At 70.3% G+C, this 14,875-nt stretch carries 15 protein-coding genes; 11 read left to right on the top strand and 4 right to left on the bottom strand.

Going from position 1 to position 14,875, the window contains the following annotated elements; genetic code table 11:
• Positions 1-34 precede the first annotated feature (34 nt).
• Positions 35-1,177: an SseB family protein gene (locus tag ACTJJ4_RS06770; protein WP_440942562.1), complete on the top strand. Its 1,143-nt coding sequence runs from the start codon at positions 35-37 to the stop codon at positions 1,175-1,177.
• Between the two features lie 43 nt (positions 1,178-1,220).
• Positions 1,221-2,309 carry a DNA polymerase domain-containing protein gene (locus ACTJJ4_RS06765; protein WP_440942561.1) on the top strand — a complete coding sequence of 363 codons (1,089 nt, stop codon included), beginning with the start codon at positions 1,221-1,223 and terminating at the stop codon, positions 2,307-2,309.
• Positions 2,310-2,312: 3 nt separating this feature from the next.
• On the opposite strand, the gene ACTJJ4_RS06760 is transcribed toward ACTJJ4_RS06765, so the two are convergent.
• A complete protein-coding gene (locus ACTJJ4_RS06760; RefSeq protein ID WP_440942560.1) occupies positions 2,313-3,347 on the bottom strand; it encodes an ATP-dependent DNA ligase in 1,035 nt (344 codons plus the stop codon).
• 110 nt (positions 3,348-3,457) lie between these two features.
• Here ACTJJ4_RS06760 and ACTJJ4_RS06755 point away from each other — a divergent pair, with 110 nt between their 5' ends.
• The gene (locus tag ACTJJ4_RS06755; protein WP_292700602.1) at positions 3,458-3,964 is read left to right on the top strand and encodes a hypothetical protein; all 507 of its coding nucleotides are present in this window, start codon (positions 3,458-3,460) and stop codon (positions 3,962-3,964) included.
• A gap of 33 nt (positions 3,965-3,997) precedes the next feature.
• Here ACTJJ4_RS06755 and ACTJJ4_RS06750 read toward each other — a convergent pair whose 3' ends face one another.
• On the bottom strand, positions 3,998-4,657 hold the full coding sequence (locus ACTJJ4_RS06750) for a TetR/AcrR family transcriptional regulator (protein WP_292700605.1): 660 nt from the start codon (positions 4,655-4,657) through the stop codon (positions 3,998-4,000).
• Positions 4,658-4,787: 130 nt separating this feature from the next.
• Here ACTJJ4_RS06750 and sucC point away from each other — a divergent pair, with 130 nt between their 5' ends.
• From sucC to ACTJJ4_RS06730, 4 genes are all read left to right on the top strand, one after another.
• Complete coding sequence (sucC, locus tag ACTJJ4_RS06745) at positions 4,788-5,954, top strand: ADP-forming succinate--CoA ligase subunit beta (protein ID WP_292700608.1); 1,167 nt, start codon at positions 4,788-4,790, stop codon at positions 5,952-5,954.
• Between the two features lie 21 nt (positions 5,955-5,975).
• Positions 5,976-6,878, top strand: coding sequence for a succinate--CoA ligase subunit alpha (sucD, locus tag ACTJJ4_RS06740; RefSeq protein ID WP_292700610.1), 903 nt, complete (start codon positions 5,976-5,978; stop codon positions 6,876-6,878).
• 138 nt (positions 6,879-7,016) lie between these two features.
• Positions 7,017-7,772, top strand: coding sequence for an MBL fold metallo-hydrolase (locus ACTJJ4_RS06735; RefSeq protein ID WP_440942559.1), 756 nt, complete (start codon positions 7,017-7,019; stop codon positions 7,770-7,772).
• A 144-nt stretch (positions 7,773-7,916) separates the two neighbouring features.
• Positions 7,917-8,495, top strand: coding sequence for a class I SAM-dependent methyltransferase (locus ACTJJ4_RS06730; protein WP_440942558.1), 579 nt, complete (start codon positions 7,917-7,919; stop codon positions 8,493-8,495).
• Between the two features lie 128 nt (positions 8,496-8,623).
• Here ACTJJ4_RS06730 and ACTJJ4_RS06725 read toward each other — a convergent pair whose 3' ends face one another.
• A complete protein-coding gene (locus tag ACTJJ4_RS06725; protein ID WP_440942557.1) occupies positions 8,624-9,196 on the bottom strand; it encodes a TetR/AcrR family transcriptional regulator in 573 nt (190 codons plus the stop codon).
• 76 nt (positions 9,197-9,272) lie between these two features.
• Here ACTJJ4_RS06725 and ACTJJ4_RS06720 point away from each other — a divergent pair, with 76 nt between their 5' ends.
• Complete coding sequence (locus ACTJJ4_RS06720) at positions 9,273-9,674, top strand: VOC family protein (protein WP_440942556.1); 402 nt, start codon at positions 9,273-9,275, stop codon at positions 9,672-9,674.
• Between the two features lie 75 nt (positions 9,675-9,749).
• On the opposite strand, the gene ACTJJ4_RS06715 is transcribed toward ACTJJ4_RS06720, so the two are convergent.
• Complete coding sequence (locus ACTJJ4_RS06715) at positions 9,750-11,195, bottom strand: NCS2 family permease (RefSeq protein ID WP_440942555.1); 1,446 nt, start codon at positions 11,193-11,195, stop codon at positions 9,750-9,752.
• Between the two features lie 90 nt (positions 11,196-11,285).
• Between ACTJJ4_RS06715 and ACTJJ4_RS06710 the strand changes: the two genes are divergently transcribed.
• Genes ACTJJ4_RS06710 through purH form a run of 3 tightly spaced genes read left to right on the top strand, consistent with a single transcriptional unit; the run spans position 11,286 to position 14,791 of the window.
• Positions 11,286-12,566, top strand: coding sequence for a cell division protein PerM (locus ACTJJ4_RS06710; protein ID WP_440942554.1), 1,281 nt, complete (start codon positions 11,286-11,288; stop codon positions 12,564-12,566).
• A gap of 4 nt (positions 12,567-12,570) precedes the next feature.
• Positions 12,571-13,146 carry a phosphoribosylglycinamide formyltransferase gene (gene purN, locus ACTJJ4_RS06705; protein WP_292700631.1) on the top strand — a complete coding sequence of 192 codons (576 nt, stop codon included), beginning with the start codon at positions 12,571-12,573 and terminating at the stop codon, positions 13,144-13,146.
• 37 nt (positions 13,147-13,183) lie between these two features.
• Positions 13,184-14,791, top strand: coding sequence for a bifunctional phosphoribosylaminoimidazolecarboxamide formyltransferase/IMP cyclohydrolase (purH, locus tag ACTJJ4_RS06700; RefSeq protein ID WP_440942553.1), 1,608 nt, complete (start codon positions 13,184-13,186; stop codon positions 14,789-14,791).
• Positions 14,792-14,875 lie beyond the last annotated feature (84 nt).

Here is a 14,875-nt window from a genome sequence, read left to right as displayed (position 1 = left end):
CACCCGGGGCGGAGCGGCGATTAGGCTGGCTCATATGGCCCTCTTCTCCCGCCGCAAGAAGTCCGTCGACCAGCCGGACGTCGAGACCGAAGCATCCGCCGCCGACGTGGTCTCGCAGACCGACGGCGAGCCCGAGGCTCCCGCCGAGTCGGTGCCCACGGTCGGCATCTCCGTGCAGGCGTTCCGCGGTGTCGGTGCTGAGGCAGGTCCCGAGGTGAGCGCTCCCGTCGAGTCAGGGTCGGACGCGGACGCGGACGGGGCGGTGGACGAGGGCATCCAGGTGCCGCGTCCGGCATCCGGAGCCCCGGTCATCGCCGAGGAGCAGATGGGCGGACCGCGCCTGCCGCTGGCGCCCGCGCTGCCGCCCGAGCAGACCCACACGGTCGACGGGCTCGTCGACAACGTGCTGCTGCGCACCGCCCTGGCCGAGGTCGAGGAGGGCGCCAGCAACGAGCAGCTGCTGGGCGTCATGCGCCAGTCGCTGCAAGGGCACCTGTATCTGCGCGTGCACGGCGACGCGCGTGAGCAGATGGCCGCCGGCGAGTCGCTCTCCGTCGGCATCGTGCGCGACGACGACCGCACGTTCATGCTCGCGTACAGCTCGGGCGCCGCCCTGCAGGCATCCATCCAGGACGAGGAGGATGCCGCATCCACCTCCGCCATCGCGCAGCCCGCGACCCTGGTGTACCAGCAGGTGGTCAATGGCGGGTTCACGGGCATCATCATCGACAACTCGTCCGTGCCGCACCGAGTGGTCTTCCCGACCGAGCTGCTGCAGAGGGCCCTCGAGCAGGGCGACGCCGAGATGTCGGTCAAGACGCTGCTCGCCGCCCCCCGCGACGAGCAGACGCCGGTGCGCGTCGCCGAGGCGCTCGCGAAGACCCGCAGCTGGGTGGCGATCAACGACGGCTCCAACGGGCAGCCCGTCGGCATCGCCGAGGCGCACACCACCGACGGCCGCCGGTTCCTGCAGCTCTTCTCGCACCCGCTCGAGGTCGTGGTGCTGGGCCGCAACGATCAGCCGATGCCCTTCGAGCCCGAGCAGCTGGCGAAGGTGCTCAGCGAGCACGACGAGATCGCGGGCGTGCTCGTCGACATCGCCGGCCCCTCGATCGCGATCGAGCGCGAGGACCTGAGCGCCGTCATGGTGCTCGCGGTCGATCTCGGCGACGACTGACGACGTCTGTCGCGAGGCCGCCCCGACCCCGTACGCTCGTCGCATGGCCTCTGAGCGTGTGACTCTGACCGTGACCGACGCCGACGGCGAGCGGGAGATCTCGCTGTCCAGCCCCAACAAGGTGGTCTGGCCCGTGGAGGGCGGCGACGGCATCACCAAGGCCGAGTACGCCGACTACGTGCAGCAGGTCTCCACGCCGTTCCTGGCGGCCAACGGGCATCGACCGGTCTCGCTGGAGCGGTTCCGCGACGGCATCGCCAGTTCCGATCCGGATGCCGCACCCGGAGCCGGCGGATTCTTCTCGAAGAACCCGCCCAAGGGCACGCCGGACTTCGTGGACGCGGTGGACGTCACGTACAACAGCGGCCGCAGCCACCCGCAGATCGTGCTGAACCGCACGAGCGCGATCGTGTGGGCGGTGCAGATGAACACGATCGTGTTCCATCCGTGGGCCTCGCTCGCCTCGAACACCGACAACCCGGTCGAGCTGCGCATCGACCTCGACCCCCAGCCGGGCACCGGCATCGCCGAGGCGATCGTCGCCGCGCACGGCCTGCGCGAGGTGCTGCAGGAGGCGGGTCTCGAGCCGTTCATCAAGACCAGCGGCAACCGCGGGCTGCACGTGTTCTGCCCGATCGTGCCGGAGTGGGAGTTCCTCACCGTCCGGCACGCGGTGATCGCGGCCGGACGGGAGCTGGAGAGGCGGATGCCGGAGAAGGTCACCATGAGCTGGTGGAAGGAGGAGCGCGGCGAGCGCATCTTCGTCGACTTCAACCAGGCGAACCGCGACCGCACGATGGCGGGCGCGTACAGTCCACGGGCCAAGGTCGGCGCGCCGGTGTCCACGCCCATCCAGTGGGACGAGCTCGACGATGTCGACCCGACGCGATTCACGGTGCGGACGATCCCCGGCCGGCTCGAGGAGATCGGTGATCCGTGGGCCGATCTGCAGGCATCGCCGGGCCGCATCGACACGCTGCTGGAGTGGTGGGAGCGCGACGTGTCGAACGGTCTCGGCGAGCTCTCGTTCCCGCCCGAGTTCCCCAAGATGCCGGGAGAGCCGCCGCGGGTGCAGCCGAGCAAGAAGGTCGCCGCGAACTGGGACGCCGAGGGCAACCCCGTCGAGGACTGAGAGTCAGGCCAGAACGTCGGCGAGGTCGTAGCCGGCGACCGTGTCCAGCTGCTCGTAGGTGCACGAGCGCGCGTCGCGGTCGGGGCGCCAGCGCTCGAACTGCACGGTGTGCCGGAACCGGGCGCCCTCGAGCTGGTCGTAGCGCACCTCCAGCACGCGCTCCGGGCGCAGCCGCACGAACGAGACGTCCTTGGCCCCGCTGAAGCGGGAGCGCTCGCCCTCGCCGACGACCGCCTCGCCGGACTCGTCGCGCTCGACCAGGGGGGAGAGGTCCTCGACGAGTTGAGCCCGCATGGCATCCGACCAGGCGGCGACACCGCCGACCTGTCGCAGCACCCCGTCGTCGCCGTACAGCCCCACCAGCAGAGACCCGACGCCCGAGCCGCTCTTGTGGATGCGGTAGCCGAGCGCGACGACATCGGCGGTGCGGGCGTGCTTGATCTTGATCAGGGTGCGCTTGCCGGGGGCATACGGATCGTCGAGCGGTTTGGCGACCACGCCGTCGAGCCCCGCGCCCTCGAACTCGGAGAGCCAGTGCCGGGCGAGCTCGGCGTCCTCGGTCGTGCGCGTGAGATGCAGCGGCGAGGCGGCGCCCGCCAGCATCCGCTCCAGCCGTGCCCTGCGCTCCCGGAACGGATGCTGCTGCAGATCCTCCTCGCCCTCGGCGAGCAGATCGAAGGCGATGAACATCGCCGGCGTCTCCGCGGACAGCTTCGCCACGCGCGATGCGGCCGGATGGATGCGCTGGCTGAGCGCCTCCCAGTCCAGGCGCTGCGCGCCCGCCGGACCCGTCGCGACGACGATCTCGCCGTCGAGCAGGCACGGACCCGGCAGGATCCGCGGCAGCTGCTCGACGAGCTCGGGGAAGTACCTGGTGAGCGGCTTGGCGCCGCGCGAGCCGATCTCGAGCGTCTCACCGTCCCAGGCGACCAGCCCGCGGAATCCGTCCCACTTCGGCTCGTACAGCATCGGCTTCTTCGCGTCGTCGGGCACGGCCGCGGCCGCCTTCGCGAGCATGGGCGCGGGGATCTCGTACATGCACCCCATCCTGCCCCGCCCCAGGACTCCCGTCGAGAGCGCCGGATGCCGCCGAGCGCACGGTACGTCCGCGGCGATCGCGCTGCTCGCCGGATGAGAGAATCGAGGTGATGAACGAAGTACAGGGTCCGACCCCCGCAGGAACCTCTCGCCCCTACCGATCCCTCGCCGAAGCGCTCCGCGCGCACCGGATCCCCGTCGAGAACCACGAGTTCATCGGCGCCGTCACGGATGCTGTCGGCATCCTCAGCTACATCGATCGAGGCCGCTACATCGAGGCGCTGCGCCGCGACGGCGCCGCGCTGCACATCGGACGCACCTACATCAACGGCTTCACCGAGGACGAGCAGATCACCGTCGCAGGGCGCGTGCTGCCCCTGTTGCCCAGCGAGGGGCGCGCACCGTACTTCTACGTGAACCAGCCCAGCGGACTGCCCTCGCTCACCGTCGCGGCCAAGCGGCCCGCCGGAACCCGCACCTCCGCACCGCGCGCCGCGAAGCCGGCATCCGCTCCCCGCACGCCCAAGGCGACCCCGGTGGAGGAGCGCGACTACGGCGTGTGCGGCACCTGCTTCATGGTGCGCAACGCCGCAGGCAAGTGCGGCTGCGACGAGTGACGCCCTCCGTCTCCTGACCGGGAGCGGCCGGGCTCAGGAGAGCTCGGCCTGCACCCGGCGCGAGATCTCGGCGATAGGCATCGACCGCGGGAACACCGCGACCACCACGTCGTCGGGTGCGGCATCCGATCCGCCGGGCAGCACGCCGTAGCGGCGGCGCACATCGTCGAGGGCGGTGCGCAGCGTGGAGAGCGGCACCTTCCGTCCGCGCAGCAGCTGGCGCAGCACGTGATTGTGCACGGCGGTGACCAGCGCCGAGAAGCCGACCGCGTCGATCGGGGCGAGACCGGGCAGTGCGTCGCGGAGGTACTCGTCGAACAGGCGCTCGTACCGGAAAACCGTCACGATCTCGCGATCGCGCAGCACCGGCACCTGCCGCACGATCTCGTAGCGGCGGCGGGCGAGCTCGGGGTCGCGCGCGAAGTGGTCGAAGACGCGCTCGGATGCCTCGCAGACGGCCGCCCACGGATCCTCATGCGGCTGCTCGAAGAAGGTGCGCAGATCGTCGAGCATCTGCTCGTGATCGGTGAAGACCACGTCCTCCTTGCCGCCGAACTGGCGGAAGAAGGTGGAGCGCGAGACGCCGGCGGCCTTGGCGATCTGCTCGACCGAGGTCGCCTCGAATCCCTGGGCGGCGAAGAGGTCGAGCGCGGCGGCGACCACACCGGTGTGGAGCTGAGCGGGATTCTGCATAGTGGAAGCCTAGTCTCGGCCGTTCTGGTGATGTCGTCGGCGGTAGTAGGCTTTTGGATCGGGTCGAATGATATCGACACCCGACAGAACTGTCGCGTCCCACCCGCCGCAACCAGCGAAGGACTGCACTGTGGATCTCTACGAGTACCAGGCACGAGACCTTTTCGAGAAGTACGATGTGCCGGTTCTCGCCGGCATCGTCGCCGACACCCCTGAGGAGGTGAAGGCAGCAGCCGAGAAGCTCGGCGGCGTGGTCGTCGTCAAGGCTCAGGTCAAGACCGGTGGTCGTGGCAAGGCGGGCGGCGTCAAGGTCGCCAAGAACCCCGACGAGGCGTACGAGGCCGCCAAGGCGATCCTCGGTCTCGACATCAAGGGCCACATCGTCAAGCGCGTCATGGTCGCCGCCGGCGCCCGCATCGCCGAGGAGTTCTACTTCTCCGTGCTGCTGGACCGCGCCAACCGCTCCTACCTGTCGCTGTGCAGCGTCGAGGGCGGCATGGAGATCGAGCAGCTCGCCGTCGAGAAGCCCGAGGCTCTGGCCCGCGTCGAGGTCGACCCGCTGGTCGGCATCAACAAGACCAAGGCGATCGAGATCGCCAAGGCCGCGAACTTCCCCGACGAGCTCGTCTCGAAGGTCGCCGACGTGTTCGTCAAGCTCTACGACGTGTACAAGGGCGAGGGTGCCACGCTCGTCGAGGTGAACCCGCTGGTCCGCACCGAGGACGGCGAGATCATCGCCCTCGACGGCAAGGTCTCGCTCGACGAGAACGCCTCCGAGGTCCGCCACCCCGAGCACGAGGCGCTGGAGGACAAGGCCGCGGCCGACCCGCTCGAGGCCAAGGCCAAGGCATCCGGCCTGAACTACGTCAAGCTCGACGGTCAGGTCGGCATCATCGGCAACGGCGCGGGCCTGGTCATGTCCACGCTCGACGTGGTCGCCTACGCCGGCGAGAAGCACGGCGGCGTCAAGCCCGCCAACTTCCTCGACATCGGTGGCGGCGCGAACGCGCAGGTCATGGCCAACGGCCTGGACGTCATCCTCGGCGACCCGCAGGTCAAGAGCGTGTTCGTCAACGTCTTCGGCGGCATCACCTCCTGCGTGGCCGTGGCCGAGGGCATCGTGAAGGCCCTCGAGATCCTGGGCGACTCCGCCACCAAGCCGCTGGTCGTGCGCCTGGACGGCAACCAGGTCGAGGAGGGGCGTGCGATCCTCGCCGCCGCGAACCACCCGCTGGTCACCTCGGCGTCGGGCATGGACGAGGGCGCCGACAAGGCCGCCGAGCTGGCGAACGCCTGAGATTGTAAGGACGAGAGAAACATGTCGATCTACCTCAACAAGGACTCCAAGGTCATCGTCCAGGGCATCACGGGCGGTGAGGGCACCAAGCACACCGCCCTCATGCTCAAGGCCGGCACCAACATCGTCGGCGGCGTGAACGCCCGCAAGGCCGGGACCACGGTCACCCACGACAAGCCCGGCTCGGGCGAGGTCGAGCTGCCCGTCTTCGGCTCCGTCGCCGAGGCGATCCAGAAGACCGGCGCCGACGTGTCGGTCGCCTTCGTGCCGCCGGCATTCGCCAAGGACGCGATGATCGAGGCCATCGACGCCGAGATCCCGCTGCTCGTGGTCATCACCGAGGGCATCCCCGTCGGCGACTCGGCCGAGGCCTGGGCCTACGCCAAGTCCAAGGGCAACAAGACCCGCATCATCGGCCCGAACTGCCCCGGCATCATCACCCCCGGTGAGGCGCTGGCCGGCATCACGCCCGCCAACATCACCGGCACCGGTCCGATCGGCCTGGTCTCGAAGTCGGGCACGCTGACCTACCAGATGATGTTCGAGCTGAAGGACATCGGATTCTCGACCGCCATCGGCATCGGCGGCGACCCGATCATCGGCACCACGCACATCGATGCGCTAGCCGCGTTCGAGGCCGACCCGGCCACCAAGGCGATCGTCATGATCGGTGAGATCGGCGGCGACGCCGAGGAGCGCGCGGCCGAGTTCATCAAGGCGCACGTCACCAAGCCGGTCGTCGGCTACGTGGCCGGCTTCACCGCTCCCGAGGGCAAGACCATGGGCCACGCCGGCGCCATCGTGTCGGGCTCCGCTGGCACCGCGGCCGCCAAGAAGGAGGCCCTCGAGGCCGCCGGCGTCAAGGTCGGCAAGACGCCGTCCGAGGCCGCTGCCCTGATGCGCGGCATCATCGAAGGTCTCTGACCTGTAAGCTGTATGTCGAAGGCCCCGGGCTCCACCCCGGGGCCTTCGTCATGTCCGGGCAGCCTGCAGAAGGACGAGCCTTCTCGGAAGTGCGCGGATCCCGGCCCGAGGAGATCCTGACCAGGGCAGGATGGAGGCATGACCACGCCGATGACCTTCACCCTGGTGGGCGGCCCGACGGCCGTGATCGAGTACGCAGGGCTCCGGATGCTGACCGATCCGACCTTCGATCCTCCGGGTGTCTACGAGGGCGGCATCCCGCTGCACAAGCTCGTGGGACCGGCCCTGAGTCCTGACGAGGTCGGCGGCATCGACGTCGTGCTGCTGTCGCACGACCAGCATCCCGACAATCTCGACCATGCCGGGCGCGACTTCCTGTCCCGGGCGAGTGCGGTGCTCTCCACGCCCGAGGCGGCAGCGCGGATCCCGGGCGTGATCGGGCTGGCGGCGTGGGAGACGCATTCCGTCGGCGACGTCGAGATCGTCGCCGTCCCCGCCCTGCACGGTCCCGAGGGCGCGGAGGCCCTCTCCGGGCCGGTCACCGGCTTCCTGCTCCGGGCGCCGGAGCAGCCGACCGTCTACGTCTCCGGGGACAACGCGTCAGTGGCGCTCGTCGCCGAGATCGTGGCGCAGGTCGACGTCATCGACATCGCCGTGCTGTTCACGGGCGCGGCGAACGTCGGTCGCTTCGGCGACAGCGACCTCACGCTGAACGCGCGCACCGCGGTCGCCGCGGCTCGGGCGCTGGGTGACGCCGTCATCGTTCCCGCCCACGCCGAGGGATGGCATCACTTCAGCGAGATCCGCGAGAGGCTCGTGCGGGAGTTCGAGTACTCCGGGCTCGCCCACCGGCTGCGGGTGCCGCAGCACGGCGTGCCGCTGGAGCTCTCGTAGCATCCCCTTCTGAAGGACGATCGCGCTTCTGAAGGATGCTGCGCGCCTGAGGGCTCCTTCAGAAGCGCGGATCTCCTTCAGAAGCGACGGGCTTCCAGATGCGACGGGGTTCCGCCGCGCCGGGATCGCACCTATCCTGAGCGGATGCCCGGGACCACGCCGACCACCGAGCTGCGCCGCCGGTGGCGCGTCTCGGTCCTGCCGGGGCTGCGCGGCGTCGTGCTCGACCTCGGGGCCGGATCGGGGATCGCGGCGGACCACCTGGCATCCGGTGTCTCCTGGCTGGCACTGGAACCGCGTCGCCGGATCGAGCCCGCGCTGCGTGCGCGCCTGGCGCACCGCGGCGGCTCCCGTCTGATCACGGCGCCGGCCGAGGCGATTCCGCTCGAGAGCGACTCGGTGGATGCGGTGATCGCGTCGACCGTGCTCTGCTCGGTGAGCGACCCCGCCCGCGCGCTCGAGGAGGTGCGACGGGTGCTGCGCCCCGGCGGGCGGCTGGTGTTCTTCGAGCACGTCGCGGGGCAGCGCGGCAGCTGGACCTCGGCGATCCAGGCCGTCTACGCCCCGCTGTCGCGGCTGATCGATCACGGCTGCGATCCGCACCGCGACACCGCCGCCTCGATCCGGGCCGCCGGGTTCGCGTCGGTCGAGGTGAAGCGGATGCTGGCGCCGGGCGTCCTCGGCACGGTGGAGCCGCTCATCGAGGGCGTCGCCGTCGCGTGACGCGGGCAGAGGCATCCGCTTCTGAAGGATGATCGCGCCTCTGAAGGATGCTGCGCGGCCGGGCATCCTTCAGAACCGCGGACCTCCTTCAGCACGGCGTCCTGCGGCGGGGGAGCACCCCGCGTGCGTCAGGCCGTGAAGGCGTCCAGCAGCCTGTCCAGCGCGTCGTGCGCGCTCGCGCGGGCGGCGGCGTCGCCGGGGTGCTCCGAGAGCCACAGCGCGGCCTCGTTCATCGCCCCGGAGAGCAGCGCGGTCGTCGCATCGACGGCATCCGCCGCGACGCCGGCGGAGAGCAGCGCCTCCCGCAGGTGCACGGCCGACGCCTCGGCATCCGTGCGTCGCCAGACGTCCCAGCCGAGCGCGGACGGGGCGTCGGCGAGCAGGACACGCGCGTGCCCGCCGGTCGTGATCGCGTCGAGGAAGGCGTGGCTGCCGAGGCGCAGCGAGTCGGCCGGGGCGGCATCGCCGGCGGCGGCGACCACGGCATCGGCCACCTGCTGCTGCATGCGCTGCACGACGGCCAGGAACAGGCCGGGTTTGGAGTCGTAGTGGTGGTAGACCGCCCCGCGCGTCACGCCGGCGTCGGCAGCGATGTCGTCGACGGATGCTGCCCCGAAGCCCTGAGCGATGAAGCGCCTCTCGGCGGCGTCGAGCACTCGCGCGGCGGTCGCCGCGGCTTCTGCGGCTGAGGCTCTGGGCATGGGGATTCCTTTACGTGCGCTGTGCATGTATCCTAGCCTCACCAGATACAAACACAGAGTATGTAAAGGATGACCCATGGAGATCACCTCGTTCTACCCCGTGCTGATGGTCGAGGACGTCGCCGCCGCGGCGCGGTTCTACCGCGAGACGCTCGGCTTCGAGACGACCTTCGAGGCGGACTGGTACGTCAGCCTGCGCTTCGACGGGGGAGAGCTCGCCGTCCTGGACAGCGCGCACGAGACGATCCCGGAGGGCTTCCGCACACCGGTGACCGGACTGCTGCTGAACATCGAGGTCGAGGATGCGAAGGCGGAGCACGACCGGCTCGTGGGCGCTCTCGGGCTCACGGAACGACTGACGCTGCGCGACGAGGCCTTCGGCCAGCGGCACTTCATCGTCGAAGCGCCGGGCGGCGTGCTGCTCGACGTGATCGAGCCCATCGCGCCGACTGCGGAGTTCGCCGACGCCTACGCCTGAGCGGCGGGGTCCGCGTGAGAACGACGGAGGGGCCGGATGCTCGGCATCCGGCCCCTCCGTCGTGATCTGACGCGCTCAGGCGAGCAGCGCCTCGATCGGCCCGCGGGCGAAGAAGATCACGAATCCGGCCGTGACGATCCACAGCAGCGGGCTGATCTCCTTCGCCTTGCCGGAGAACGCCCGGGCGGCCACCCAGCCGATGAAGCCCGCGCCGATGCCGTTGGCGATCGAGTAGGTCATCGGCATGACGGCGACAGTGAGGAAGACGCCGAACAGGGCCGAGAAGTCGGTCAGGTCGATGAACCGGATCTGGCTCATCATCAGCGCGCCGACGATCACCAGCGCCGCGGCTGCCACCTCTGTCGGCACGATCGAGACCAGCGGCGTGAAGAACATCGCGATCAGGAACAGGGCGCCCGTGACGACGTTCGCGAGCCCGGTGCGGGCACCCTCGCCGATGCCGGCGCCCGACTCGATGAACACGGTGTTCGACGAGCCCGAAGTGGCGCCGCCGACCACGGCGCCGACACCCTCGACGATCAGCGCCGACTTCAGGCGCGGGAAGTTGCCCTTCTCGTCCGCGAGCCCGGACTCCTTGGCAAGACCGGTCATGGTTCCCATGGCGTCGAAGAAGTTGGTGAACACGAGCGTGAACACGAGCATCAGGGCGGCGAGCGCTCCGATCCGGCCGAACGCGCCGAACAGGTCCACCTGGCCGACCAGCGAGAGATCGGGAAGGCTGACGAGCTCCTTGGGAAGCGCGGGCACCGACAGGCCCCAGCCGCCGGGGTTCTTCTCGCCCTTGGCGCCGATGTGCCAGATCGCCTCGACGATCACGGCGAGCACCGTGCCCGAGACCAGGCCGATGAGGATGCCGCCCTTCACCTTGCGGGCGACGAGGATGCCGGTCAGCAGCAGCGTGAAGACGAAGATCACGGTCGGGACCGTGCTGACGGATCCGCCGATGCCGAGCGTGACGGGAGGGGAGCCCGCGGCGGTGACGAAGCCGGCGTTGACGAAGCCGATGAACGCGATGAACAGACCGATGCCGACCGTGATCGCGATCTTCAGCTGCATGGGGACCGCGTCGAAGATCATGCGGCGCAGACCGGTGGCGCTGAGCAGCACGATGATGAGGCCGTTGATGACCACGAGGCCCATCGCCTCGGGCCAGGTGACCTCGCCGACCACCGAGAAGGCGAGGAAGGCGTTGATGCCCAGGCCCGCGGCGAATCCGAACGGCAGGCGCGCGATGAGACCGAACAGGATCGTCATCACCGCGGCGGTGAGGCCGGTGACGGCGCTCAGCTGCAGGAAGCCCAGCTTGTGGTCATCGATGTCAGCGGTCGTGGACAGGATGATCGGGTTCAGGATGACGATGTACGCCATCGTCACGAAGGTGACCACGCCACCGCGGATCTCGGCGCCGAAGCTCGACCCCCGCTTCGTGATCTCGAAGAATCGGTCGAGCGCGTTGCGCGGCTCGGTGTCGGAATCGGGGTGCGCAGGGGCAGTTGTCATCGTGACCTCCGCAGGAGAATCTATCGTGTTGCGCCCCTCTCGCGTGGGCTCGGCTGTCCCATCGGATGCGGGCCGTAGGCTCGTGGAGTCATGCAACGCGTCATCGTCCTGCTCCTCGCCGCCCTGGACGCCGCCATCGCGGCCGCCATCGGCCTGGCCGCCGTGCTCGCGCCGTTCACGCTGCTGTGGGTGCTGTCGTTCGGCGTGGACGCCGACTGGGGTGCGCTGTGGCCGGTCAGCGGCACACTCTGGCAGTTCGGGCACGGGGTGCCGCTGCAGGTCGTGCTGCCGGATGCGGTGCTGTCCGGGCTCGCGATCCCCAAGGAGGCGGCGACCTTCGCGCTGTCCGTGCCGCCGCTGGCGATGCTGCTGTTCACCGTGATCTTCGCGGCCCGCTCCGGACGCCGTGCGGCGATCGCGGGGGCCTGGCTGAGCGGGGTGCTCTCCGGCGCGGTGGTCTTCGCGCTGATCAGCGCGGTGGTCGGCCTGACGGCGCACTCCAGCGTGCTGCGGGCGCCGCAGTGGGCGGCCATCCTGATCCCGGCCGCCGCGTACCTCGCGGGTCTCCTGATCGGCGCCGTCCGGTACGCCTGGGCGGAGGGCGACGGGGGCCTCGTCGACCGCGTGCACGACATCGTGGACGGCTGGGGCGACTGGTCGCCGGTCCCCGCCGAGACGCTGCGCGGAGCGGCTGCGGCCGTGGTGGCACTCACCGGCGCCGCCGCGCTCGGGGTCGCGGCGATGACCCTGCTGCGCGGGGGAGAGGTGATCGCCCTCTTCGAGGCGGCCCGCGTCGACGTGCTCGGCGCGACGATGCTCACCCTCGCGCACCTCGTGTACCTCCCCACCCTGCTGGTGTGGTCGGCGAGCTGGCTGGCCGGCCCCGGCTTCGCGCTCGGCACCGGCACAGCAGTGTCGCCCGCCGGCACCAGCGTGGGCGTGGTCCCCGGCATCCCGGTGCTCGGCCTCGTGCCCGCGAACTCGTCGATGTGGATGCTCGTGGCGGTGCTCCTCCCGATCGCATGCGGTGCGCTGGCCGGATGGATCGTGCGGTCCCGCCTGGTCTGGGAGCGCGTCGGCACCGGGATCTGGCCCCGCACGGCGATCGCCGTCGGCATCGCCGCCGTCTCCGCAGGCGTGGTCGCGCTCGCCGCGGTGCTGGCATCCGGGTCCATCGGACCGGGGCGACTGTCCGAGGTCGGCCCCGCCGTCGGCCCCTTCGCGCTGGCGATCGGCATCGAGGTGCTGATCGGCGCCGGCATCCTGCTCCTCACGCCTCGCCACCGCGACGAGCTCGCCGAGGAGCGGACCGACCGCTGGCGCGAGCAGATGGGCGGCGACGTCTCCGACCTGACCGCCCCGGTAGACTGACCGGGTGCTGACGCTCGCCGTACTCATCTCCGGTACCGGCTCGAATCTCCGAGCCCTGCTCGAGGCCGCGAGCCACCCCGACTTCCCTGCACGCGTGGTGGCGGTGGGCGCCGACCGCGACGCCGACGGCCTGGCCCACGCCGAGGAGTTCGGCATCCCGACCTTCACCGTGCCGTACTCCGCCTACCCCTCGCGGGAGGCGTGGGGTGAGGAGCTCGCCGAGCAGCTGGATGCCTGGCAGCCCGACCTCATCGTGCTGAGCGGGCTGATGCGCCTGCTGCCCGCCGCGGTCGTGGCGCGCTATGCGCCGCGCATCGTCAACACCCACCCGGCCTACCTGCCCGAGTTCCCCGGCGCGCACGGTGTGCGCGACGCTCTGGCCGCCGGTGTCGAGCAGACCGGTGCCAGCGTGATCGTCGTCGACGACGGCGTCGACAGCGGCCCCATCCTCGCCCAGGAGCGCATCGCGGTGCTGCCCGGCGACACCGAAGCCACGCTGCACGAGCGCATCAAACCCGTCGAGCGGCGGCTGCTGATCGACGTCGTGGAGCGCATCGCCACCGGCGACCTCGTTCTCTGACCACCCCCTCATAACGCACGTCTGAAGGAGCATCATCATGGCCGGCCCCCGCCTCGATCCCTCGCTGTACCGTCACCGCGACCTGGTGCCGATCAGGCGCGCGCTGGTCTCGGTGAGCGACAAGACCGGGCTGGTCGAGCTCGCCTCCGCACTCGCCGAGGCGGGCGTGGAGATCGTCTCCACCGGCTCGACCGCGCAGACGGTTCGGGACGCCGGCTTCGAGGTCACCGACGTGGCCTCCGTCACCGGAGTCGCCGAGATGCTCGACGGACGCGTGAAGACCCTGCATCCCAAGATCCACGGCGGCCTGCTCGCCGACCTGCGGCTGGAGGACCACGAGCGTCAGCTCGCCGACCTCGGCATCGAGCCCTTCGAACTGGTCGTGGTCAACCTCTACCCGTTCGTGGAGACCGTCGCCTCGGGCGCCGAGCCCGACGCGATCGTCGAGCAGATCGACATCGGCGGCCCGGCCATGGTGCGCGCAGCGGCCAAGAACCACGCGAACGTGGCCATCGTCGTCTCGCCGGAGTCGTACCCGGCGATCATCGAGTCGGTGAAGGGCGGCGGCACCGACCTCGCCCAGCGCCGTGAGCTCGCAGCCCGCGCCTTCTCGCACACCGCGACCTACGACACCGCCGTGGCCCAGTGGTTCTCGGAGGGCACCCTCAGCGACGGCGCCGACCTGCCCGCGCACCTGACGATCAAGGCGGAGCGCCTGGAGACCCTGCGCTACGGCGAGAACTCGCACCAGCGCGCCGCGATCTACACCCGCACCGGCGGCCACGGCATCGCCCAGGCCACGCAGCTGCAGGGCAAGGAGATGTCGTACAACAACTACGTCGACGCGGACGCCGCTCTGCGCGCCGCCTACGACATGGTGCTGCCCTCGGTCGCGATCATCAAGCACGCCAACCCGTGCGGCATCGCCACGACCGCGCCGAACGCGCTCGACCCGATCGCCAGCGCGCACCTGCGCGCGCACGAGTGCGACCCGGTGTCGGCCTACGGCGGCGTGATCGCCGCGAACGGCACGGTCACGCTGAAGATGGCCGAGAACCTCAAGGACATCTTCACCGAGGTCATCGTGGCGCCCGACTTCGAGCCCGCCGCGCTCGAGGTGTTCAAGGCCAAGAAGAACCTGCGTCTGCTCAAGCTGCCCGAGGACTGGCAGCAGGAGCGCATGGACGTGCGCCTGGTCTCGGGCGGCCTGCTGCTGCAGGACGCCGACCGCTTCCCGGACGACATCGTCTCGGTCGCCAAGGACTGGGAGCTCGTCTCCGGTGAGCGTCCCGACGAGGCCGCCATGGAGAACCTCATCTTCGCGTGGAAGGCGTGCCGCGCGGTCAAGTCGAACGCGATCGTGCTCGCCAAGGACAACGCCACGGTCGGCGTGGGCATGGGCCAGGTCAACCGCGTCGACTCCTGCCGCCTCGCGGTGGAGCGCGCCGGCGCACGCGCGGCCGGGGCGGTCGCGGCATCCGACGCCTTCTTCCCGTTCGCCGACGGCCCGCAGGTGCTGCTGGACGCGGGCATCACGGCCATCGTGCAGCCGGGTGGGTCGGTACGCGACGGCGAGGTCATCGACGCCGCGCGCAAGGCCGGCGTCACGATGTTCTTCACGGGGGAGCGCCACTTCTTCCACTGAGCCGGTCCTTCGTCTCGTCGCTGCGCTCCTCGCTCAGGAACCGGAGTCTTCCGATCCCTGAGCGAGCGCAGCGAGACGAAGGTT

Origin of the sequence: Microbacterium sp. 22195, assembly GCF_052056515.1 — a bacterium.
GTDB lineage: Bacteria > Actinomycetota > Actinomycetes > Actinomycetales > Microbacteriaceae > Microbacterium.
This window is presented reverse-complemented; position numbering and strand designations above follow the sequence as displayed.

Coding starts and splice junctions, on each gene's coding strand:
- ACTJJ4_RS06770 (WP_440942562.1), top strand. CDS start 35: ATGGCCCTCTTCTCCCGCCGCAAGAAGTCCGTCGACCAGCCGGACGTC.
- ACTJJ4_RS06750 (WP_292700605.1), bottom strand. CDS start 4,657: ATGCAGAATCCCGCTCAGCTCCACACCGGTGTGGTCGCCGCCGCGCTC.
- ACTJJ4_RS06765 (WP_440942561.1), top strand. CDS start 1,221: ATGGCCTCTGAGCGTGTGACTCTGACCGTGACCGACGCCGACGGCGAG.
- ACTJJ4_RS06730 (WP_440942558.1), top strand. CDS start 7,917: ATGCCCGGGACCACGCCGACCACCGAGCTGCGCCGCCGGTGGCGCGTC.
- sucD (WP_292700610.1), top strand. CDS start 5,976: ATGTCGATCTACCTCAACAAGGACTCCAAGGTCATCGTCCAGGGCATC.
- ACTJJ4_RS06710 (WP_440942554.1), top strand. CDS start 11,286: ATGCAACGCGTCATCGTCCTGCTCCTCGCCGCCCTGGACGCCGCCATC.
- ACTJJ4_RS06715 (WP_440942555.1), bottom strand. CDS start 11,195: ATGACAACTGCCCCTGCGCACCCCGATTCCGACACCGAGCCGCGCAAC.
- purH (WP_440942553.1), top strand. CDS start 13,184: ATGGCCGGCCCCCGCCTCGATCCCTCGCTGTACCGTCACCGCGACCTG.
- ACTJJ4_RS06720 (WP_440942556.1), top strand. CDS start 9,273: ATGGAGATCACCTCGTTCTACCCCGTGCTGATGGTCGAGGACGTCGCC.
- ACTJJ4_RS06760 (WP_440942560.1), bottom strand. CDS start 3,347: ATGTACGAGATCCCCGCGCCCATGCTCGCGAAGGCGGCCGCGGCCGTG.
- ACTJJ4_RS06725 (WP_440942557.1), bottom strand. CDS start 9,196: ATGCCCAGAGCCTCAGCCGCAGAAGCCGCGGCGACCGCCGCGCGAGTG.
- ACTJJ4_RS06735 (WP_440942559.1), top strand. CDS start 7,017: ATGACCACGCCGATGACCTTCACCCTGGTGGGCGGCCCGACGGCCGTG.
- ACTJJ4_RS06755 (WP_292700602.1), top strand. CDS start 3,458: ATGAACGAAGTACAGGGTCCGACCCCCGCAGGAACCTCTCGCCCCTAC.